Source organism: Flammeovirga sp. MY04, assembly GCF_001682195.2.
GTDB classification, from domain to species: domain Bacteria; phylum Bacteroidota; class Bacteroidia; order Cytophagales; family Flammeovirgaceae; genus Flammeovirga; species Flammeovirga yaeyamensis.
Map to the genome: position 1 here is coordinate 4,300,001 of NZ_CP003560.2, position 20,286 is coordinate 4,320,286.

A 20,286-nucleotide genomic window follows, 5' to 3' on the forward strand; every position below is an offset into this window, starting at 1 on the left:
CTCGAGATGAGATTTCCTTATGAGGGTTGTTATAGATGATGACGTTGATAGGCTTCAAGTGTAAGTTCAGAGATGGATTAAGCTGAGAAGTACTAATCGCCCGAAAGCTTTTCTTCGGTTGGTGTCCCCTGATGGGGGCACCGACAAAGTTTTTACTGTTCACAGTCAATGATATTAAGACATTGATGGTGCCAATGACGTAGGTGTTCACCTCTTCCCATTCCGAACAGAGCAGTTAAGCCCTACAGTGCTGATGGTACTGGGTTAACCCCCGGGAGAGTAAGTCGGCGCCACATTCATTAAATATAGAAGGTTAGTTAACACGAGATGTTGGCTAACCTTTTTTTGTGAAAAATATCTAATAAATTGTTAATCAGTAATTTATAATAGCAAAGTACTATTATTTTAACGTATTGATTATTACCTTTGTAAGTACAATTTAGGCTAACGGCCTTTTGGTACTTCACTCATTGTGAGAGAAGTATTGGGGGAGCAATCTTATAAATTAAAAATATCACTAAAGTGACTAAAGCAGAAGTAATCACAGAAATTCTCAGAAAAATTGAGAAGCGTCAAGAAGCACAGACTTCAAATGCAGCGACAATGGTAGAAGTAGATAAGGAAATTGTAGGTCAAGTTCTTGAAGACTTCTTTAATGTTGTGAAGGATAAAATGGCTGAAGGTAACAATATCTACATCCGTCGTTTTGGTAGCTTTGTTAATAAGAAGCGTGCTTCTAAAAAAGGTAGAGATATCTCAAGAGGAGAGATCATTCCTATTCCTGAGCACTTCATTCCAAGCTTCAAACCTTCTAAAGAGTTTGTTGAAAAAATCAAAGGAAGTGACAAAGTTCGTTTGATCAACGAAAACTAAGCTTTATTGATTAGAAATTTATAAATTGTCCACTCTTTTAGAAAGGGTGGACAATTTTTTTAAACCAAAAATGGCAATGGGAAAAAAACAATACATACTCATTTTTTCAGGTATAGTACTTATCGCCTTATTTGCACTGTTACCAAAAGCTGTAATTATTGATAATACAGAATCAGTAGAATCAGCACCAACTGCAGAAACACATTCAGAAGACGATGGACATGACCATAGCGATCATGATCATCAAACAGATGCGGCGATGGGAGCACATGATAAACTTCCAGCAGATACACAAAACACTTTAGACTCTTTAGAACACGCTTTTTCATCTGCCAAAGCATCCGGTGAAAAATCAACTATTGCTAACACAGCATACGAACTTTTATTCAGAATGAATAAATTCGATCAGGCTGCAGGTTGGAAATTGGCATCATACGGTCAAACCAAAAATATCGAAGAATTAAAAGAGGGGGCAAATGCGTATTATCAAGCTTTTACTTTTGCAATGAGCGAGCAGAAGTCTGCTAAGATGGCAAAATTGGCAAGAGAAAATTACCAAAAGTATATTGATATCAATGGTGAAGATCTTGATGCAAAAGTAAAAATTGGTATGACGTATGTTGTTTCTGAAGCACCAATGAAAGGTATTACTATGATTAGAGAAGTGTTGGCAAAAGATCCAGAGCATCAGCTAGCATTATCTAGTTTAGGGATATTATCGATACAATCAGGTCAATTTGATAAAGCCATCGAACGCTTTGAAAAAGTAAAAGAATTGTATCCTAAAGATATGGAATCTCGTTTCTATTTGGCGATTGCTTTGAATAGTTCGGGCAAAAATAAAGAAGCAATAGAAGAGATGAAATACATCAGTAAAAATGCTGATACTGAGGAAATTCGCCTTTCTGCTACACAAACTCTAGCAGAATGGGATAATTAATGTAAATAAGAATGGAATATTTTGAGATATATTCGTTTTTATCCAAAATTTCCCTTAAATTGCGCACTCGTTTGATGGACAACTATGTGTTTGTCAGATGAGTTAAAGAAAAGATTTCAAACAATTTAAACTGTAAGAATATGCCTTGCGGTAAGAAAAGAAAAAGACATAAGATCGCGACTCACAAGAGAAAGAAAAGACTTAGAAAGAACAGACACAAGAAAAAGTAATGTTCTAGTCGCAGCTTACAAAAGAACAGAACCTTGCTCAAGTTTTCTTGGACAAGGTTTTTCCTTATCTTAAAGGAAACAAAAGTATCTAAACGTAGATACGCATGCATATTTGCATGTACATTTAATTTATTGTCCACCTTAAACTTTTATTGAGTTGAGTAATGAACTAGTTATCAATTCAACGCAAGAGGGAAGTAGAATTGCCCTTATGCGAGATAAAGGTCTGGTAGAACTTCATTATGACAATGATGAAACAAAATTTCAAGTAGGAGATATCTATCTTGGAGTAGTAAGAAAAGTAGTACCTGGCTTAAATGCTGCATTTATTGACATTGGGTATGATAAAGATGCTTTTCTTCATTACTTGGATTTAGGTCCAAAAGTGAGATCCCTATTGAAATACATCAAGTTGGCACAAGGAAAACATCATAAGCATGTGAGTGAAAACTTGAAGCAGTTTCGTTTAGAACCAGAAATTGACAAGCTCGGAAAAATCAACGAAGTACTGAAACAAAATCAAAAGATTATGGTACAAGTTGTAAAAGAGCCAATTTCTACAAAAGGTCCTAGATTGTCATGTGAACTATCGTTGGCAGGTAGATATTTAGTTTTAGTTCCATTTAGTAACACAGTAAACATATCCAAAAAAATTACTGATGCGAGTGAAAGAAGAAGACTTCTTAAACTTGTAAATTCTATTAAACCCGAAAACTTCGGTGTAATTATTAGAACAGTTGCTGAAGGACAAGAAGCACCCGAACTTAATAATGACCTTAGAGATTTGGTTACTAAATGGGGAGAAGGTGTAGAAAAACTGAAAGTCGCTAAGCCACGCGAAAAGGTCATCGGAGAAATGAATCGTGCCACTTCTATGTTAAGAGATATTCTTAACGAGTCGTTCGACAGTATTACTGTAGACGATAAAGATGTTTACGATGAAATTCGAAGATACATCCAACAAATTCAACCAGACAAAGCCGGAATTGTTAAACACTATACCGGAAAGACCAAGCTTTTTGAACACACAGGTATCGAGAAGCAACTAAAAACACTCTTTGGTCAAACTGTTAGCTTAGGAAGTGGAGGGTATTTGGTAATCGAACATACCGAAGCACTACATGTTATTGATGTTAACAGTGGTAATAAGTCGAATGCAGAGAATAACCAAGAGGCTACTGCATTCAACGTGAACTTAGAAGCGGCTACCGAAATCGCTCGTCAATTACGATTACGTGATATGGGTGGTATCATTGTCATTGACTTCATAGATATGAAGAAGGCTGAACACAAGCAGAAGTTGTATCAGCATATGAAGCAAGAAATGAAGGCGGACCGTTCGAAACATACAGTTCTACCGTTGAGTAAATTTGGCTTGATGCAAATCACGAGACAACGTGTTAGGCCAGAATTAAGTATTGTAACGAAAGAGAAATGTCCAACGTGTAACGGTACTGGAAAAATTACAGCATCTATCGCAATTGCTGATCAAGTTGAAGCAGAGGTGATGTATTTATTAGAGAAACAGAATGGTCAAAAATTAAAATTAGGCGTTCACCCGTATCTCTATTCCTACTTTACTGGAGGATTCCCTTCTCGAAGAATGAAGTGGTTCTTTAATCATTTCAAATGGATCAAAATTTTTGAGGATTCTTCTTTAGCATTATCCGAATATAAATTCTTTGATCATCATGATGAAGAAATTTCTTTAAAATGATTTTAAGCTTCTATCACACAAGATGTGGTGGAAGCTTTTCTTTTATTTATATATATGAATATATGAAAATTAGTTCATATATTTGTATTGTGATTTATTCGGAGATATTGTCTTGGATATATTCTTTGAAAATCATGTATTTAAAGTGGAAATAATAAATAAAAATATAGATTATGTCAAAATTTAGTAACTTGATACAGAACTCAGAAGTTCCTGTATTGGTCGATTTCTATGCAGATTGGTGTCAACCTTGCCATATGATTGCTCCGACAATTCGCTCTATTAAAACTAAAATGGGCGACAAGTTAAAAGTAATCAAAGTGAACTCCGACAATAATCAAAAAGCAATGATGAAATATCAGGTGAGAAGTATTCCTACATTGATTTTATTTCATAAAGGCAAAATTTTGTGGAGAAACTCAGGCGTACTTCCTGAATTCGAATTAGAGAAAATATTAAGCAAGCATATCAATTAATCTTTACTAAATTTTAGTAGAATAATTAACTACAAGATTCTATCAAAATGTCTATTATTCAAACCACTCAAGAGGTTATACAAGCCTCTCCTTTAGCTACTGTTATTCATTCCTGCAATGATGTCGATAAAGATTCATGGATGAATTACGTGAAAATATTATTAGCTATTTCTGGAGCTGATGGAGAAGTATCTGAAGAAGAAATGAATTGGGTGTTTAATGATTTTCTGGATATTGTAGGTGCTTCTGAGGAACAGAAACAAGAAATCAAAGAATTCGATTTTATCAACTTCGATTTAAAACATGAACTTGAAAATCTTGATATTGATGTTCCCATGAACTATAGACGTACATTAGTCTACGATGCTGTAATGATGGCAAGAGCAGACGAAGTGTATGCAAAGGAAGAAAAAGAAGCAGTTCATAATGCTGCAGAATTGCTAGGCGTACCTTTCTTTATTGCTAAAACTATTGAAGGTTTAGTAAATACAGAAAAGTCGTTAGAGATGATTCGGAAATCTCTCTTTGAACTTGAAGATGATGAAGCACATCCTATTTCTGATTTGAAATCTCTAAACATGAAGCCTGCTTCAGTGTTAGAAAGAAATACTTTCGGCGTTCGTTTTACTTGCGAAGACACTCAATTAAATTATGGGTATGCTTTGATGATTATCGCAGGTGCTGATGGAGTAGTATCTGATGCTGAAAAAGATTGGTACTTGAATCAATTTGTGAGGGTTTCTGAAACACCTGAACATATCGCTAAGCAAGTCGTCGAATACGATTATCTTAACGGAGATCTTGAGGAAGTCCTGAATAACTTAAAAGTAGATGTCACCATTAATTTTCAGCGTACATTATTATACAATGCTATTAAAATGGCCAATGCGGATGCTGATTTTCCAGAAAAAGAAAAAGAAGCCACCGAAAAAGCAGCGGAATTATTAGGTATCCCTGAAGATATAGCACATACTGTATTCTACCTTGTAGATACAGAAGCAAAAGTGCTCAAGATGCGATCCACACTATTTGATTATAAATAAAAAAGTCCCTTTGATAAAACATCAAAGGGACTTTTTATGCTTTTAAATTATTATTGGAACAACTTGAATATATCGTTTCCAAAAGCAAATATCATTATTGACAATAGTAGCAACATTCCGATTTGTTGTGCCACCATCAATACTTTTTCTGAAGGTTTCTTTCTAGTGATCATTTCGTAAGTCAAGAAAACTACATGGCCACCATCTAAAGCAGGAATAGGCAAGAAGTTCATAAATGCTAAGACCATAGATAATAACCCGGTTAATGTCCAGAATCTATTCCAATCCCAAACAGAACCATAAATCTTCGCCATTCCAATTGGGCTTTGAATAGATTTACTCGCAGAAACTTCTCCTTTAAATATTTTTGCGAATCCTTTTATTTGAAGAATAATGACATTGAAGGCCTGTTTTGTTCCCACAGGAATAGCTTCTTCTAATGTGTAAGGATGAGATTCAAATTTTATATTAAACTGTGGCTCAAAACCGACTTTCCCATTTTCGTTAACTGCTAATTTAAGATCAATAATTTGACCTCCTCTGTTAACGGATAGTGTCACTTCTTTTTCTTTATACTTTGATAATTCTTCAGTAAATTCAAAGAAGTAAGGTACATCTACACCGTTAATAGCTATAGGTTCGTCTCCTTCTTTAAGTCCAGCTTGTTCCGCAGGATAACCTTCTAAAAGTCTTTTTACTTTGAAAGGATATCTTGGATATACATAACGCATATTTTCGAACTCCTTGTCACTCATCCAATCGATCGTCTCTTTAGGGAAGACTACTTTAACTTCTTTGCCATCTCTAAGAACAGTCAAATAGTTATCATCAGCAAAGAAAAAGTCTCCATCAGTGATGTCGCTGTATCTAGTTACTTTTTCACCATTGGCATTAATAATTTTATCGCCTGTACGGATACCAATTTTTTCTCCTAGTTTAGAAGCATAAACACCATATTTATTTACTTCTTCAATAGGAATATATGTTTCTCCGTTGTGATAATTCATACCAATGAAGATAACAATACCTGTTATTACATTCATGATAATACCACCCATCATCACAATTAATCTTTGCCATGCAGGCTTTGTTCTGAATTCCCAAGGTTGAGGAACACTTTCTAGGTCATCCGCACCTTTTGATTCATCAATCATTCCTGCAATATCCACATAGCCACCCATAGGGAACCATCCTAGACCATATTCTGTATCTCCTTTTTTAAACTTAAAAATAGAAAACTTAAGAAGGTTTGGGAAAGGGAAAAGGAAGTCAAAGAATAAGTAAAATTTATTGACACGAATTTTAAAAATCTTTGCTGCTGCAAAGTGACCAAATTCGTGAATACCAACTAATATTGATAGCCCCGCGATAAGCTGAGCCGCCATAACTAATGCATCCATATATCTATTGAAACATAGCGCTGTGCTATGATTTTATTTTTTTATTTTGTTCTCCAATTTTTAGCTAATTCCCTCACTTGAGTATCTGTAGCTACATAGTCCTCATAAGAAGGCGACGCAATGTACTGATAATTTTCCATGCAATAGGAATTCAATTCAGCAATTTCTAAAAATTTAATTTCATCGTTTAAGAATCTTTCTACAGCAATTTCATTTGCTGCATTAAGAATACAAGCAGCATTGCCTTTTTGTTTTAAGGCATTGTAGGCCAATTGTAAGTTAACGAAGGTATCTTTATCAGGTGTTTCGAAAGTAAGAGTTGGATAATCCATAAAATTGAATCTTTCGAAATCAGATGGCAAACGGTTAGGATAACCAAGAGCATACTGAATAGGAAGTTTCATATCAGGTAATCCCATTTGTGCTTTCATAGATCCATCCTCAAATTGAACGAGAGAGTGAATGATAGATTGAGGATGTACGATAACATCAATTTGATGATCGTCAACATCAAAAAGCCACTTTGCTTCGATAACTTCCAATCCTTTGTTCATAAGTGATGCTGAATCGATAGTGATTTTTGCACCCATACTCCAATTCGGATGTTTCAAAGCCTGTGTTTTGGTCACTTCTAAAAGTTCATCTCGCTTTTTTCCTCTAAAAGGTCCACCTGAAGCGGTAAGAATCACTTTCTCTATTGGGTTATGATCTTCGCCTACCAAACATTGGAAAATTGCAGAGTGTTCTGAATCAACAGGAATAATAGCTACATTTTTTTCCTGAGCTCTAGCTGTTACCAGCTCTCCAGCCACTACTAGAGTTTCTTTATTGGCTAAAGCAATTGTAATACCTTGGTCTATGGCAGTTAACGTTGGCTTTAAACCTGCATATCCTACTAAAGCAGTTAAAACGATATCACTTTTTACACTAACAAGTGCCTCACAAATACCGTCAACACCAGCAAGAAGTTGAATGTCTTCGTTTTTTAATCCTTCTTTAAGAGAAGAAAACTTATCTTTGTTGCCTATTATTGCAAATCTAGGCTTAAACTCAATACATTGCTTTATTAATAAATCGACATTATTACCTGCCGAAAGAATGCTTATAGAAAATAAAGAAGTATTTGCACGTACCACATCTAAGGCTTGCGTGCCAATTGATCCTGTAGATCCAAGGATCGCGACTGACTTTGCGGTCATAAAATCTTTGTTTATTCGTCTTTACAAAAATGTAAATCAATTTCTGCCTTGCAAAATAACACCTAAGTTACTTCTCTTTCTAGTTTTTAGCATTTCTTTTTATTCAGAACCGGCTTTTTGTCAAGAAAAAAGGTTTAGAATCACAGAATCATGGCAAGAAATCTTAAATAGCAACAATGTTAGTGTGTTAGTGATCAAAAAAAAGCCTGAAGCACTGCACCATACCTACGCTGTAATGAAGCTTCAAAATACAGATTCCTTATATGATAAGATGATAGAACTCGATGTGGATGTCATCTTAAAAGACAGTACTTTCGTTCTGCAAAAGGAGCTTATTATTCCTAAAGGAGATAATGTATTGTTACAATCAAATTTAAGAGATAACGCCCAAGATGTTATTTTCGAAAATTTGAAATTTACCGTAGAAACATTAAATCAAGATTCTATTATTGTGGATAATGACTAAACAGATTTGGATAAATACTATAGATCAAGCATTAATTTATTTTAAACTACATTTAAGTATTGTAAATATCTGTCTTTAATTGTTTATTTGTCCGAAGTTTTTCGTCCTTTACGAAAACCATAGATAAATCACATATAATATTTAATATTACCATGAATTTTCCAGCAGAATTAAAATACACAAAAGATCACGAGTGGGTACGTGTAGAAGGTGAATTTGCTTATGTAGGTATCACTGAATTTGCACAAAGTGAATTAGGCGACATCGTATTCGTTGACATCACTGCTGAAGGTGAAGAAGTTGAAGAAGGTGAGGTTTTCGGTTCAGTAGAAGCGGTAAAAACTGTATCTGACTTATTTATGCCAGTAGCTGGCGAAGTAGTAGAAATTAACGAAGCAATTGATGCTGCACCTGAATTAGTAAACTCTGATCCTTATGGAGAAGGTTGGATGATCAAAATTAAATTGAACGATCCAGCTGAAGTGGAAGGTCTAATGACTAGTGAAGCTTACCAAGCTGAGATAGCAGACTAGATAGCAGAAAAAATTAAATTGGAGTTGGACATTCTTGTTCAACTCTTTTTTTTATGTCATTTTTTTTAATTTAGAGTATCATTTGATGATGTCACTTACAGATAGAAACGAATTAGGTTTTATTTAAGGTATCATCAAGCAATTTTTATCCGTTTGATTTCACTAAATCATCAGTTTTTGAAGTCAACATAAAAAAGTTCGGAATGCAATTTTATACAGGAAAGGTATCTTTTGAAATAAGAGATAAAAACGATAAACACCCAAACGAAGAACGTTTTGTGATTTATGGAAACGCTTCTGCAGAAACTGTTTGGTCGAGATATCTTGCAGCTGCATCAGAAAATATTGCTGGAGCTCCGAAATATATATTCTATACAACGAATTACAATCAAACAAAAACAGACTTACTGGATAAATTTCAGGTTAGAGTTGCCGGAGGTGGTGTGGTACATAACGAAAAAGATGAACTTTTGATCATCAAAAGAAATGGAGTGTACGATATTCCCAAAGGACACTTGGATAAAGGAGAGACTATTGAGGAATGTGCTGAAAGGGAAGTGAAAGAAGAAACGGGTATTTCAGCCACAATTTACTCAACTATAGTTGAGTCGTTTCACACCTATATTTATAAAGGGAGACACGTTTTAAAGCATACATATTGGTTTAAGATGCGTTCTGATTTAGAAAATCAGGTAGCTATTCCTCAAGAAGAGGAGGGAATTGAAGAAATTATATGGATGCCTAAAGATCAGGTAAAAACGACGATTTGGAAGAATACCTACAAGTCCATTAAGGATGTTTTACTTCAATGCGAAATCGAATAAATGACAAATAGACGAAATATATTTTTGCTGGGTATACTGCTTTTAATGCTTCAAGCCATGACTCTGAATGCACAACAAATAGTAAAATCAGAAAGCGGATATCAGTTAGTAAATAAAAAAGGTAAAGTGCTTACTCCGGAACCTTACGATGATATGGGGTGGTCGGATGATGCTAACCCAGATAGTGATCCATTGATGTACATCAACGTAGTTGGAGTAAGCAGAAATGGAAAGTGGGGTGTGATTAACACAAAAGGCAAAGAAGTTACTCCAATTAAGTACGATCAAGTCAACTATTTTTCAGACGGTTTGTCTATCGTTGCAGATAATGGAAGATTTGGAGCCATCAATACGAAAGGTGAGGAGGTGATACCACTAACTTTTCAAAAGATGAGGTCTCTAGCAGGAAATAAGCCTTTGTATGTAGTGACAAATAATGGTTTACAAGGTTTGATTAATCCTAAAGGTGATGTGATTCTCCCTATCGAATATATATCCATAAAGTGGGCAGGAACTCAGCTACTAGCAGCAATGACCCAAAAAGGAACGTGGCATTTAGTCGATTATCAAGGGAAATTATATGCTAATGAAGAATATTCTGATTGGACTTGGAACCATAAGCATAAGAAATTAATACTTGATCAGAATGGCCGAAAAGGAATGTTGAACGAGACTTCAGAAAAAGTATTTGATATAAAGTATAAATCCTTCTCGTTTACAGATTCTACCATAATTGTCGATAAATATCCAGAATTGATTTTAGGAGATATCGAAGGAGATAAATTTTCTACCTGGAACTGTGATAGCCTCAGTTATGCATCAGATACTCTAGTAAGGTATTATGTTGACCATAAAGTAGGAATTGCAAGATTGAATGGGGAAAACATCTTCTTCAATTTATATGATGAAGTGGGAGATTTTGAAGATGGATTGGCCATCATCAGAAAGAAAAATACCTATGGGGTGTGTAATACTAAAGGCAAATTGATTATTCCCCTCAAATTTAAGAATGTAAAGAGAATGCCTACGGGCCACTTCTGGACCCTAGATAAAAACAACTTTACCGATATTTATAGCGAAGCAGGAAAGAACCTCACTTACCATAATTACGATATGGTGGGGGAGTATTCTCAAGGAAAATATTTGGTGAAAAAGGCGAGAAAGTATGGTTATTTAGATAGCAATTTAAAAGAATGGATTTCTCCTAAATTTTCGGATGCGGAATCATTTGTTGGTCCTTACGCAGTAGTACGAACAGATGATTATTATGGTGTAATCGATTTAAATAAAAATTGGGTGATAACGCCAATTATTGATCGATTAAAAACCATTTCAGAAGGACTGTTTTATTTTGAAGATAATCAGATGTGGGGTACCTTATCGGTAGACGGCTATGAGTGGTATCGTTCTGATAATGCCACTGTGGAATATTTCGAAGATGGGTACGTGATTATGAAAAAAGGAGGGAAATTCGGATTACTGACCAATAAAGGTGAGCTGTGTTTGAGTACTTCTTATGATTCTTTAAAATTTGATCACCTTTCCGAAGGAAGAGTAGATATGTACATTGATAGTACTTGGCTATATAAGGATGTTCATAATTTCGAGGGAGAGCCTAAACGTGATGCCTATGCAAAATACGATGAAGTAGGAGAACCTCATGAAGTGTTTACAAAAGTAAAACAAAGAGGCCGTTACGGATTTATGGATTACTTAGGTAGAATGCGACTTACAGTGCAGTATGAAGATGTTAAAGGATTCTCTGAAGGATTGGCTCCTTTTAAACTGAATAATCGATGGGGCTTTATTAATAAAGGCGATCATATTTATTTACAACCTAGATACGACGATTTATATCCGTTAGTAAAGAATATGGCTAAAGCCAAAAAGAATAATCGATGGGGAGTGATCAATTCGGAAGGGAAAGTAATTATTCCATTTGAGTACGAAAACATAGAAAGAACACCTTATAATAATTGGTATGTGTGGGAGAAAGGCGGTAAAAAAGGAATTTACAAGCCTGGAGGAGTGCAAGGCATTTATGGTAAATATCAAGAAATTGATGATTTAGGAATTGATTACGTTATTGTTGAACAGCACGGATTATTTGGTTTAGATAGAATTGATGGTTTTTCGTCATGGTCGTTACAGTATCAAAAAATCAAATTACTTGATAATAAAAAGTGGGTGGAACTCACAAAATCAAAGGCCACAAAAGAGGAAGTTTTAATGAAATAAAGCCTAATTGTATAAATTGTAATATTCTGATAATCAGATAGTGATTAAGATATGTTTGTATAAAAACAGGAACGAAATGTTCTTAGGCCAAGTATAATAGAAAGTACAAACCTCAATATTATGCGATTTCTACAAATAATTTTCTCACTACTATTTACTCTATCAATCGGAGTTTTATTTGGATCTGTAAAAAATCATCTGACACTAAATAAAGTAGTCGATGATCATCAAATGGAAGTTTTGAAGGATGGAGTATTGGTTGAAAAATATACTGAAGGAAATGTCCTTTTTTCATTATCACAATAATTGGAATAAGTAAATCCTTTTAAAATATCAGAAATAGAAAAATAACTGAAATAAATAGTTTATTAATAGATGAAAAATGCCTTTGTTTGCGTTAAGTAAACAAAGGCATTCTTTTTTTTCTCTTGCTTGTATTTTTTATAAGCAAAAACTACTATGACAATCTCTTATGACTAAGATTAGACTTTTCAATAAAGAAGCATTTCTAGGAACTGTTTTCATATTTATTTTCCTATGGTTATTACAGGCTTCCAACCTTCAGGTGGAAGTAGTGAATGTGTTCGAGCAAGTATTTGAAAACTTCGAATTAACCGATGTCTACTATACAGAAGCAGAAGCAAATGAAGGTTTTAAGTTCGAGCCCAATGTTGTACTTGTAAATATCGGTAACTTAGATAGAGCAGGTATTGCAAAACAGATCTTGAGGATAAACCAATACAAACCTAAAGTAATTGGTATCGATGCCACTTTTGTTGGACCTAGACCCAAAAATCCAGCCGGCGATTTTATGCTTGCTCAAGCATTGAATCAAGTGGGGAAATCCTTTGTGATGGCCACAATGCCTGATAATTGGAATGTAGAAACCAATGAGTTCGATACATTAAAACTACCTTATGCCCCTTTTGCAGCCAAAACAGATCATGCACATGTTTACACAGGTATCCTAACGGATGAGGAGTTTACTACTTGGAGAGATTTTCCTGTATATGTAGATATCAATGGAGAAAGAGAATATGCTTTGGCAGTAAAATTGGCTGAAAAGTTTGCTCCAGAAAAGACTAAAAAGTTTTTGGAAAGAGGAAATGAAAAAGAAACGATATTCTTTAAAGGGAATCAGAAATTCTATTTTAAGCTTGATATTGAAGATTTTAATGACCCCGAAAAATCTTTTGAATTAGTCAAAGATAAAATTGTTTTGATGGGGTACATGGGAGACGGTTACAGAGACAAACACTGGGATGCAGATAAGTTTTTTACGCCATTAAACAAGAATTCTGTAGGTAGAGGTTACCCTGATATGTACGGTGTAGTGGTTCATGCCAATATTATTTCTATGATTTTGGATGGGAATTATGTAGATGAAATGTCGGATAGCTTTAGTTATATATTGGCTTTTCTTGTATGTTATTTCAATGCAATCATATTTATTTGGATTGTAGAAAACAGAAATTTAGCGATTTGGTATAATGCTATAACAAAGTCTATACAGTTAATAGAGGCAATTATTGTGATGTTTTTGACAATCTATTTATATGGTCAATTTAAGTACATAGCGAACTTTACGCTTCTATTTATTGTTATATTATTATCCGGTGATTTAATTGAAATATTCGCAGAAATAATTTTGAGGGTTTTGTACAAAGCAAAGGATAAATTGAAAAAATAGGATCTTTTCGTAATTTGTGAATAACTTTTAATGTAGTTTACCGTATTAATAACTACATCCACGTTTTAGGACTTCTTGAGATAAAATATATAATTATGAAAACCAAATTACTCAGCTTTCTTCTTTTACTTCTAAGCTTTACATATGTCAATGCCCAAGAAGCTAAGTTTATGGTTTTAGGTGCGAAGGGAGAGATCACATCAGACGGTAAAAAAGTCAATGTTGGTGATATGCTTGTGTCTAATGCCTCAGTTAAAGTGAATGGGACAAACCCTTATTTAGGATTAGCTTACATTGCAGGTGGAACTTTAGAACTTACTAAAAAAGGTTCTTTTGAAGTGAACGACCTAGAGAAGAAATTATCAAACAAAAATAACGACCTAGTTTCTAAATATGTAGATTTTATTAAAGATGAATTAACAGGTTCATCTGGAGAAACTTCATCACAAGCGAAATATGGTTCAGTTACAAGATCATTAAAGAAAAAACCTATTTATTTCTATGCTCCAATTAATTCTAATGCTATCAAATCGGAGGTAACATTAACTTGGGCACTTAAAGAAGGGGTTTCATCAAATGATAAGTTTAAAATCTACATTAAAGATAGAAAGCAACACGTTCTTGTTGAAGACGATGTGCAAGGGACATCTTATAAATTAGACTTAAACGATGCTAAGTTGAAAGATCAAAAGTATTTATTCTATTATGTAGAAGATGCTTCTAATCATAAAATATCATCAGATATGTACGCTTTCCAAGTGTATATGATGGGAGAGGATAAAGAAACTGATAAAGAGTTAGCTCAATTAAAAGAGAACAATACAGCAATTGGTCACTTGATCCTTGCTAAATATTATGAAGATAAAGGCTTTATTGTGAACGCTTCATCAGCATATGAAAAAGCAATTGCATTATCTAATGGAGATAAGCAATACACAAAAATGTATCAAGATTTCCAATCGAGATACGGAAGCTAGAAAATAACGTCATCCTTATAGAGTCATCAAATTTAATTTTGATGACTTTTTTTATGCCTATTTCTGAAGCTGCTTCTCAATATTCTTTTTAAATGAACTCGTTAGTCCAACGATCGATAGGATAATCAACAAACCAATAACAACTTGTTGATAAGTTTGAGTAGAATCTCCTTCTGATATATGCGTGATGTCTACAAGCGTCTTACCTGCCCATACAGCTATGATACTCCTCGGGAGCATTCCTACTAGAGATCCCCATAAGAATTGCTTTATGGGAGTTTTAGCCCATGCCAGCAACATATTACTTAAGGCAAAAGGAAGAATTGGAGAAATTTTAGTGAAGATGACAATTTTTAGTGGAGATTGATGAACGGTGTCGACAATAGCCATAGCAATTTTATTTTCTTTAATAGAATTAGAAAATTTTCCATGATCAACCCAAGAAATAAGTTGATAACAAATAAAGGCAGCCATTAAATAAGAAGGAACCAACCCGATCAGAGAAATCCATCCTAAAAAATAACCTGATAAAATAGCAATAAGCGTAGTTGGTGTTATTGCAAAGGCCATTGTAAAGCAGGTAGTTATGTAAACGAGTATCCACATTCTCCAATCGAACGACATGATTTCAGATTCATAGGCATAGGCTAAACTGAGTACAGTAGAGCTGAAAATAATGGGCAAAATACTAAAGCCTCCTCCAACGGAAAAAGAGGATGCATTTTGCTTGAAAAAACGTTTTATGGCTCTAAATTTTGTACTCATATTCTAAATAACTGTCAATTGTAGTACTGCAAAGTAAAAAAAAACAAATTAGATTTGTGTAATAAAAATTAAGAATCTATATTTGCATCGCTTTAATGGAAAGGGCTTCCTTTCTGAAAGCAAAAAGCCTCCTTAGCTCAGCTGGTAGAGCAACTGATTTGTAATCAGTAGGTCGTAGGTTCGACTCCTATAGGAGGCTCAAATTTTTGCAAAACGTGCAATTATAATTAAAATATTAAATATAAGCCTCCTTAGCTCAGCTGGTAGAGCAACTGATTTGTAATCAGTAGGTCGTAGGTTCGACTCCTATAGGAGGCTCAATATTTTCTTCAAACATTCACAAGACGTGTGGATTGATTTGAAATTGCCTCCTTAGCTCAGCTGGTAGAGCAACTGATTTGTAATCAGTAGGTCGTAGGTTCGACTCCTATAGGAGGCTCCAAGTCTTGGAGTTAGGCAGTTTGGAAACAAACTCGGCGCTAGGTTAAAGACGAAATATGTATTGCCTCCTTAGCTCAGCTGGTAGAGCAACTGATTTGTAATCAGTAGGTCGTAGGTTCGACTCCTATAGGAGGCTCATAGTATTGAAACCTTCTTTGTCGATTTTGAGTTTACAATTTCTAGAATTTGTTTATTCGTGTCGCTAGGAAGGTTTTTTTTATTATAAACATTCTGATGATCTCCTGATCGTTAATGATTTTGAAACTTATGATAATGTAAGTATCTGATTGTTTGACTTTTAGTTGAAAATTCAGATATTTGCGGACTCGTTAATTAAATATATATAAAGATGTCTAAAATCTGCGATATTACAGGAAAAAGAACGAGAGTTGGTAATAATGTTTCTCACGCAAACAATAAGACCAAACGTAAGTTCTATCCTAACTTGCACAAGAAGCGTTTTTACATTCCTGAAGAGGATCGTTGGGTAACGCTTAAAGTCTCAACTAGTGCTTTGAGAACAATCAACAAAAACGGTATTTCAGCTGTTTTGAAACAAGCACGTAAGGAAGGTAAAACTTTCTAATTAAACTTGGTTTAACTTGGTAATCACTTACCACAAAAAATAAGTCATGGCTAAGAAAGGCAACAGAGTACAAGTGATTCTTGAGTGCACAGAGCACAAAGCATCTGGGCAACCAGGTACTTCAAGATACATCACTACAAAAAACCGTAAGAACACTCCAGATCGTTTGGAGAGAAGAAAGTTCAACCCGGTTCTAAAGAAATACACTATTCACCGTGAAATTAAGTAATTATGGCTAAGAAAGTAGTAGCAACACTTAAGAAAGAAGGTGGCGTAAAATACGCTAAAGTAGTGAAAGCTGTGAAATCTCCAAAAACGGGTGCATACACGTTTAAAGAAGAGATTATCATGGAAGATCAAGTAAAAGATTACTTAGCTAAGTAATTACTTGAAACAACTTATTCTTTCGAAAAACACCCTGCAACATGATTGCGGGGTTTTTTATTTTATTCACTTTTTTGCATTATAAAGTGAATAAAAAAGATCCCAAACCAACTGATTATTAAAATACATGTAGGGAATGTTGTTGTGTAAATCATTGTTAAATGATTAAGAATTATGTATCGACAACTCTTCGTACAGTCTAGTATCACTCAAAGTATTGGGATTCTAACAATTATAACGTTATTTTCGCATTTGAAAGCACGGAAATTTACGTCTTTATTAATTTCGAATTATACGCATCATAACAATGGGCTTCTTTAAGAAAATTTTTGGAAACAGTGAGATCAGTCAAGAGGAAAAAAGCAACTTGGATAAAGGGTTGGAGAAATCTCGTGGATCTATCTTTGATAAAATTACGAAAGCAGTAGCTGGTAAATCAAAAGTAGATGATGATGTACTGGATAATCTTGAAGAAATATTAGTGACTTCAGATGTAGGTGTAGAAACTACTCTGAAAATTATTGATAGAATTGAAGAGCGCGTAGAAAGAGATAAATACGTTGATGCTAAAGAATTAAATACCATCCTTCACGAAGAAATTGCTTCTTTACTAGGAGAAAACAAAAGTGAGGATGTTGATGGTTTTTCTATTCCTGAAGGTATCGAAGGACCATATGTGATGTTGGTAGTAGGTGTAAATGGTGTTGGTAAAACAACAACTATTGGTAAACTATCAGCGAAGTTTAAAGCAAAAGGATATAAGGTAGTATTGGGTGCTGCCGATACCTTTAGAGCTGCAGCCGTAGATCAGTTAAAACTTTGGGGAGAAAGAACCGGAGTGGAAGTGGTTGCTAAAGGTATGAATGTAGACCCTTCATCAGTTGCTTTCGAAGCGGTGAAGAAAGGGGTAGAATCAAATGCTGATATTATTATTGTAGATACTGCTGGTAGATTGCATAATAAAGTCAATTTGATGAACGAGTTATCAAAAATCAAAAGATCAATGCAGAAGGTCGCACCGGGCGTACCTCACGATGTGATTTTGGTACTTGATGGATCTACAGGTCAGAACGCACAAAACCAAGCGAGAGAATTCATGAAAGCAACTGAGGTTTCTGGTTTGGCCATCACAAAATTAGATGGTACTGCTAAAGGTGGTGTAGTGATTGGTATTTCAGACGAATTTAAAATTCCTGTGAAATATATAGGTGTAGGAGAAGGAATAGACCACTTGCAAGCGTTTAGAAAAATGGAATTTGTGGAATCGCTCTTCGGAGGTAGAGATGCCACAGACACAAAATAGATTATAAAAAAAGTCATTCCATGTAGTATAGAATGACTTTTTTTATGAACAATACCTTAAAAAGGCTTCATCAACCAAACAAATAACGTAAATTGTTGGTCGTTTAGAACTAACAATCACTAGTATAATGAAGCCAGAAAAAATTACTATTATCGGTGGAGGAAACCTGGGACAAGCTATTGCTGAGGGCCTCATTGCGAGTAATTACATTAACGCTGAGCATTTAACGGTTACGAGAAGAAATGTAAAGCTATTGAAAAAACTGTCAGACCTAGGTGTGCAGGTTAGCAGTAACAACACAGAAGCAGTCGCTTCTGCAGATTTAATTGTTTTGGCCATAAAGCCTTTTCAAATTAAATCGATAATGGAGGAAATAAAACCTCATTTAAAGAGTAACCAAGTGGTCACTTCAGTCGTAACAGGAGTATCACTAAATGATATGTCGGAAGTGTTAGGAAAAGATCAGCCTGTATTTAGATCGATGCCCAACACCGCTATTGCCATTCGCGAATCAATGACTTGTATCGCTACTGACAATGGTACCGAAGAACAAAAGGAAATGATTGTTGATCTTTTTAGTAAATTAGGAGAAGCAATTATTATAGATGAAAGTCTAATGGCTGCAGCAACAGTATTAGGTGCTTGTGGTATTGCTTATGCGATGCGTTTTATTAGAGCGGCATCTCAAGGTGGAATCGAAATTGGATTCGGAGCACAAGTATCTCAACTTATTGCAGCACAAACCGTAAAAGGAGCAGCATCTTTATTAATGGAAACAGGTAATCACCCTGAACATGAAATTGATAAGGTAACCACTCCAAAAGGATGTACCATTGCAGGGTTAAATGAAATGGAGCATCAAGGATTTAGTTCATCTTTAATTAAAGGAGTAAAAACCTCTTTTAAAGCGATAGATGTAATTAAAGATGATTTCGACCGTAAATAACTAAATTTCAAGAATTGCAGTTCTTGAAGATATTCGATATATAAATTTTAGACAGTAATTAAGTGAAAAAGATAGCCGTTTTTACATCTGGTGGTGATGCGCCAGGAATGAATGCTTGTGTTAGAGCTGTTGTTAGAGCAGCACTTTACAATGGATTAGAAGTAGTAGGTATTCGTAGAGGATATAAAGGTATGGCAGATGCTGACTTTATTCCAATGGAATCTCATTCTGTTTCTGATATTATTGGTTTAGGTGGTACTATTCTTAAATCTGCTCGTTTCGATGAGTTTAGAGAAAAAGAATGGAGACAAAAAGCCTACGAAAACTGTGTAAAAGAAGGTATTGATGGCCTAGTAGCTATCGGTGGTAATGGTACTTTTACAGGTGCAAAATTATTGATGGAAGACTTCGGTATTCCTACAATTGGTTGCCCGGGTACTATCGACAACGATCTTTATGGTACTGATTACACCATCGGTTTTGATACAGCAGTAAATACGGCTTTGGATGCAATCGATAAAATTAGAGATACGGCAGCATCTCACGACCGTGTATTCTTCGTAGAAGTAATGGGACGTGATGCAGGTTTTATCGCTATGCAATCGGGTATCGGTGGTGGTGCCGAAGATATTTTGGTTCCTGAGATTCCAGATTCAATCGACGAAGTAATCGATAACTTGAAAAAAGGTGGTGATAAAGAAAAACCGTCTCATATTATCGTTGTCGCTGAAGGAGAGGAAATCGGTAACGCTCACTTTATCGCTCAAAAAGCAAAAGAAGCAATGCCTAACCTTGACATCAGAGTATCTAACTTAGGTCACATTCAAAGAGGTGGTTCTCCAAGTGCAATCGACAGAATCTTAGCAAGCCGTATGGGTATTGCTGCGGTTGAAGGTTTGATTGCTGGAAAATCAAACGTTATGGCTGGTGTAATTGATGACAAAATCGCTTACACATCTTTCGATGACGCTATCAACAAGAAAAAACCTCTTGATGTAGAGTTAAATAAAATGGTAGAAATCTTAAATAGCTAATCAACTTTAGCTTTAAGTTTTATTACTTAGAATAAAAATTGGGAATGAACGTAGAAACAACTAGTTTTGCGTTCATTCTTTTTTTGTGTAAGAAAAAGAACTCAATATCAGCTAGAAAAGAAATTTTTTATGTTGATGTTCACTATAATTTTGATGATGACTCATCTACTACTGTTGTGTTACTTTCAATCATCAAAAACTAATTTCCTTATCAAGAACTT

The 20,286-nt window shown here is 34.8% G+C and carries 21 protein-coding genes, 4 tRNA genes and 2 rRNA genes (1 of these 27 running past the window's edge); 24 read left to right on the plus strand and 3 right to left on the minus strand.

The genetic code is table 11. The features are described from left to right. The 7 genes from MY04_RS17040 to MY04_RS17070 form a co-directional block, all read left to right on the plus strand. Nucleotides 1-116, plus strand: a 23S ribosomal RNA gene (locus MY04_RS17040); it begins 2,763 nt to the left of the window's first position. Between the two features lie 68 nt (nucleotides 117-184). Continuing rightward, nucleotides 185-296 (plus strand): 5S ribosomal RNA (gene rrf, locus MY04_RS17045). 226 nt (nucleotides 297-522) lie between these two features. Continuing rightward, entirely contained in the window at nucleotides 523-873 is a 351-nt protein-coding gene (locus tag MY04_RS17050; protein ID WP_257794016.1) for an HU family DNA-binding protein, read from the plus strand. A gap of 76 nt (nucleotides 874-949) precedes the next feature. Then, nucleotides 950-1,813, plus strand: coding sequence for a tetratricopeptide repeat protein (locus MY04_RS17055; RefSeq protein WP_158297745.1), 864 nt, complete (start codon nucleotides 950-952; stop codon nucleotides 1,811-1,813). A 387-nt stretch (nucleotides 1,814-2,200) separates the two neighbouring features. Beyond that, the gene (locus MY04_RS17060) at nucleotides 2,201-3,760 is read left to right on the plus strand and encodes an Rne/Rng family ribonuclease (protein ID WP_066211647.1); all 1,560 of its coding nucleotides are present in this window, start codon (nucleotides 2,201-2,203) and stop codon (nucleotides 3,758-3,760) included. Nucleotides 3,761-3,933: 173 nt separating this feature from the next. Continuing rightward, on the plus strand, nucleotides 3,934-4,236 hold the full coding sequence (trxA, locus tag MY04_RS17065; RefSeq protein ID WP_066211649.1) for a thioredoxin: 303 nt from the start codon (nucleotides 3,934-3,936) through the stop codon (nucleotides 4,234-4,236). 47 nt (nucleotides 4,237-4,283) lie between these two features. Further along, nucleotides 4,284-5,279, plus strand: coding sequence for a TerB family tellurite resistance protein (locus tag MY04_RS17070; RefSeq protein ID WP_066211651.1), 996 nt, complete (start codon nucleotides 4,284-4,286; stop codon nucleotides 5,277-5,279). A gap of 50 nt (nucleotides 5,280-5,329) precedes the next feature. Here the strand turns inward: MY04_RS17070 and rseP are convergent, their stop codons facing one another. Beyond that, nucleotides 5,330-6,679, minus strand: a complete 1,350-nt coding sequence (gene rseP / locus MY04_RS17075) for an RIP metalloprotease RseP (RefSeq protein ID WP_066211653.1) — start codon at nucleotides 6,677-6,679, stop codon at nucleotides 5,330-5,332. Nucleotides 6,680-6,720: 41 nt separating this feature from the next. Continuing rightward, nucleotides 6,721-7,878 carry a 1-deoxy-D-xylulose-5-phosphate reductoisomerase gene (gene dxr / locus MY04_RS17080; protein WP_066211656.1) on the minus strand — a complete coding sequence of 386 codons (1,158 nt, stop codon included), beginning with the start codon at nucleotides 7,876-7,878 and terminating at the stop codon, nucleotides 6,721-6,723. 184 nt (nucleotides 7,879-8,062) lie between these two features. On the opposite strand from dxr, the gene MY04_RS17085 reads away from it, so the two are divergent. The 7 genes from MY04_RS17085 (at nucleotide 8,063) to MY04_RS17115 (ending at nucleotide 14,606) form a co-directional block, all read left to right on the plus strand. Beyond that, the gene (locus tag MY04_RS17085) at nucleotides 8,063-8,344 is read left to right on the plus strand and encodes a hypothetical protein (RefSeq protein ID WP_066211658.1); all 282 of its coding nucleotides are present in this window, start codon (nucleotides 8,063-8,065) and stop codon (nucleotides 8,342-8,344) included. Nucleotides 8,345-8,496: 152 nt separating this feature from the next. After that, nucleotides 8,497-8,877, plus strand: a complete 381-nt coding sequence (gene gcvH, locus MY04_RS17090; RefSeq protein ID WP_066211660.1) for a glycine cleavage system protein GcvH — start codon at nucleotides 8,497-8,499, stop codon at nucleotides 8,875-8,877. A 203-nt stretch (nucleotides 8,878-9,080) separates the two neighbouring features. Continuing rightward, nucleotides 9,081-9,701 (plus strand): NUDIX hydrolase, encoded by a 621-nt coding sequence (locus MY04_RS17095; RefSeq protein ID WP_066211662.1) that lies wholly within the window; start codon nucleotides 9,081-9,083, stop codon nucleotides 9,699-9,701. Next, entirely contained in the window at nucleotides 9,702-11,939 is a 2,238-nt protein-coding gene (locus tag MY04_RS17100; RefSeq protein WP_084005936.1) for a WG repeat-containing protein, read from the plus strand. It abuts the gene before it with no gap. A 120-nt stretch (nucleotides 11,940-12,059) separates the two neighbouring features. Then, complete coding sequence (locus MY04_RS17105; protein WP_066211666.1) at nucleotides 12,060-12,245, plus strand: hypothetical protein; 186 nt, start codon at nucleotides 12,060-12,062, stop codon at nucleotides 12,243-12,245. Nucleotides 12,246-12,411: 166 nt separating this feature from the next. After that, entirely contained in the window at nucleotides 12,412-13,629 is a 1,218-nt protein-coding gene (locus MY04_RS17110) for a CHASE2 domain-containing protein (RefSeq protein WP_066211668.1), read from the plus strand. A gap of 95 nt (nucleotides 13,630-13,724) precedes the next feature. Further along, nucleotides 13,725-14,606 carry a hypothetical protein gene (locus MY04_RS17115; RefSeq protein WP_066211670.1) on the plus strand — a complete coding sequence of 294 codons (882 nt, stop codon included), beginning with the start codon at nucleotides 13,725-13,727 and terminating at the stop codon, nucleotides 14,604-14,606. A 57-nt stretch (nucleotides 14,607-14,663) separates the two neighbouring features. On the opposite strand, the gene MY04_RS17120 is transcribed toward MY04_RS17115, so the two are convergent. Next, on the minus strand, nucleotides 14,664-15,371 hold the full coding sequence (locus MY04_RS17120; protein ID WP_066211672.1) for a TVP38/TMEM64 family protein: 708 nt from the start codon (nucleotides 15,369-15,371) through the stop codon (nucleotides 14,664-14,666). 126 nt (nucleotides 15,372-15,497) lie between these two features. Between MY04_RS17120 and MY04_RS17125 the strand changes: the two genes are divergently transcribed. The 10 genes from MY04_RS17125 (at nucleotide 15,498) to pfkA (ending at nucleotide 20,065) form a co-directional block, all read left to right on the plus strand. Continuing rightward, nucleotides 15,498-15,570, plus strand: a tRNA-Thr gene (locus MY04_RS17125). 46 nt (nucleotides 15,571-15,616) lie between these two features. Continuing rightward, nucleotides 15,617-15,689, plus strand: a tRNA-Thr gene (locus tag MY04_RS17130). Between the two features lie 48 nt (nucleotides 15,690-15,737). After that, nucleotides 15,738-15,813: transfer RNA gene (locus tag MY04_RS17135), tRNA-Thr, on the plus strand. A gap of 62 nt (nucleotides 15,814-15,875) precedes the next feature. Further along, a tRNA-Thr gene (locus tag MY04_RS17140) sits at nucleotides 15,876-15,948 on the plus strand. Nucleotides 15,949-16,161: 213 nt separating this feature from the next. Then, entirely contained in the window at nucleotides 16,162-16,398 is a 237-nt protein-coding gene (rpmB, locus tag MY04_RS17145) for a 50S ribosomal protein L28 (RefSeq protein ID WP_066211674.1), read from the plus strand. Nucleotides 16,399-16,444: 46 nt separating this feature from the next. Continuing rightward, nucleotides 16,445-16,627, plus strand: coding sequence for a 50S ribosomal protein L33 (gene rpmG, locus MY04_RS17150; protein ID WP_044212429.1), 183 nt, complete (start codon nucleotides 16,445-16,447; stop codon nucleotides 16,625-16,627). A gap of 2 nt (nucleotides 16,628-16,629) precedes the next feature. Next, nucleotides 16,630-16,782: a DUF4295 domain-containing protein gene (locus tag MY04_RS17155; RefSeq protein WP_084005937.1), complete on the plus strand. Its 153-nt coding sequence runs from the start codon at nucleotides 16,630-16,632 to the stop codon at nucleotides 16,780-16,782. Between the two features lie 307 nt (nucleotides 16,783-17,089). Further along, nucleotides 17,090-18,085 carry a signal recognition particle-docking protein FtsY gene (gene ftsY, locus MY04_RS17160; RefSeq protein ID WP_066211676.1) on the plus strand — a complete coding sequence of 332 codons (996 nt, stop codon included), beginning with the start codon at nucleotides 17,090-17,092 and terminating at the stop codon, nucleotides 18,083-18,085. Between the two features lie 127 nt (nucleotides 18,086-18,212). Continuing rightward, the gene (proC, locus tag MY04_RS17165) at nucleotides 18,213-19,031 is read left to right on the plus strand and encodes a pyrroline-5-carboxylate reductase (protein ID WP_066211678.1); all 819 of its coding nucleotides are present in this window, start codon (nucleotides 18,213-18,215) and stop codon (nucleotides 19,029-19,031) included. A 62-nt stretch (nucleotides 19,032-19,093) separates the two neighbouring features. Next, complete coding sequence (gene pfkA, locus MY04_RS17170; RefSeq protein ID WP_066211680.1) at nucleotides 19,094-20,065, plus strand: 6-phosphofructokinase; 972 nt, start codon at nucleotides 19,094-19,096, stop codon at nucleotides 20,063-20,065. The last annotated feature ends 221 nt before the right edge of the window (nucleotides 20,066-20,286 follow it).

What these genes read in the sequence shown, in the direction of transcription:
- MY04_RS17055 (WP_158297745.1), top strand. Translation starts at nt 950, where the DNA reads ATGGGAAAAAAACAATACATACTCATTTTTTCAGGTATAGTACTTATC.
- trxA (WP_066211649.1), top strand. Translation starts at nt 3,934, where the DNA reads ATGTCAAAATTTAGTAACTTGATACAGAACTCAGAAGTTCCTGTATTG.
- MY04_RS17070 (WP_066211651.1), top strand. Translation starts at nt 4,284, where the DNA reads ATGTCTATTATTCAAACCACTCAAGAGGTTATACAAGCCTCTCCTTTA.
- rseP (WP_066211653.1), bottom strand. Translation starts at nt 6,679, where the DNA reads ATGGATGCATTAGTTATGGCGGCTCAGCTTATCGCGGGGCTATCAATA.
- dxr (WP_066211656.1), bottom strand. Translation starts at nt 7,878, where the DNA reads ATGACCGCAAAGTCAGTCGCGATCCTTGGATCTACAGGATCAATTGGC.
- gcvH (WP_066211660.1), top strand. Translation starts at nt 8,497, where the DNA reads ATGAATTTTCCAGCAGAATTAAAATACACAAAAGATCACGAGTGGGTA.
- MY04_RS17095 (WP_066211662.1), top strand. Translation starts at nt 9,081, where the DNA reads ATGCAATTTTATACAGGAAAGGTATCTTTTGAAATAAGAGATAAAAAC.
- MY04_RS17100 (WP_084005936.1), top strand. Translation starts at nt 9,702, where the DNA reads ATGACAAATAGACGAAATATATTTTTGCTGGGTATACTGCTTTTAATG.
- MY04_RS17105 (WP_066211666.1), top strand. Translation starts at nt 12,060, where the DNA reads ATGCGATTTCTACAAATAATTTTCTCACTACTATTTACTCTATCAATC.
- MY04_RS17110 (WP_066211668.1), top strand. Translation starts at nt 12,412, where the DNA reads ATGACTAAGATTAGACTTTTCAATAAAGAAGCATTTCTAGGAACTGTT.
- MY04_RS17115 (WP_066211670.1), top strand. Translation starts at nt 13,725, where the DNA reads ATGAAAACCAAATTACTCAGCTTTCTTCTTTTACTTCTAAGCTTTACA.
- MY04_RS17120 (WP_066211672.1), bottom strand. Translation starts at nt 15,371, where the DNA reads ATGAGTACAAAATTTAGAGCCATAAAACGTTTTTTCAAGCAAAATGCA.
- rpmB (WP_066211674.1), top strand. Translation starts at nt 16,162, where the DNA reads ATGTCTAAAATCTGCGATATTACAGGAAAAAGAACGAGAGTTGGTAAT.
- rpmG (WP_044212429.1), top strand. Translation starts at nt 16,445, where the DNA reads ATGGCTAAGAAAGGCAACAGAGTACAAGTGATTCTTGAGTGCACAGAG.
- MY04_RS17155 (WP_084005937.1), top strand. Translation starts at nt 16,630, where the DNA reads ATGGCTAAGAAAGTAGTAGCAACACTTAAGAAAGAAGGTGGCGTAAAA.
- ftsY (WP_066211676.1), top strand. Translation starts at nt 17,090, where the DNA reads ATGGGCTTCTTTAAGAAAATTTTTGGAAACAGTGAGATCAGTCAAGAG.
- proC (WP_066211678.1), top strand. Translation starts at nt 18,213, where the DNA reads ATGAAGCCAGAAAAAATTACTATTATCGGTGGAGGAAACCTGGGACAA.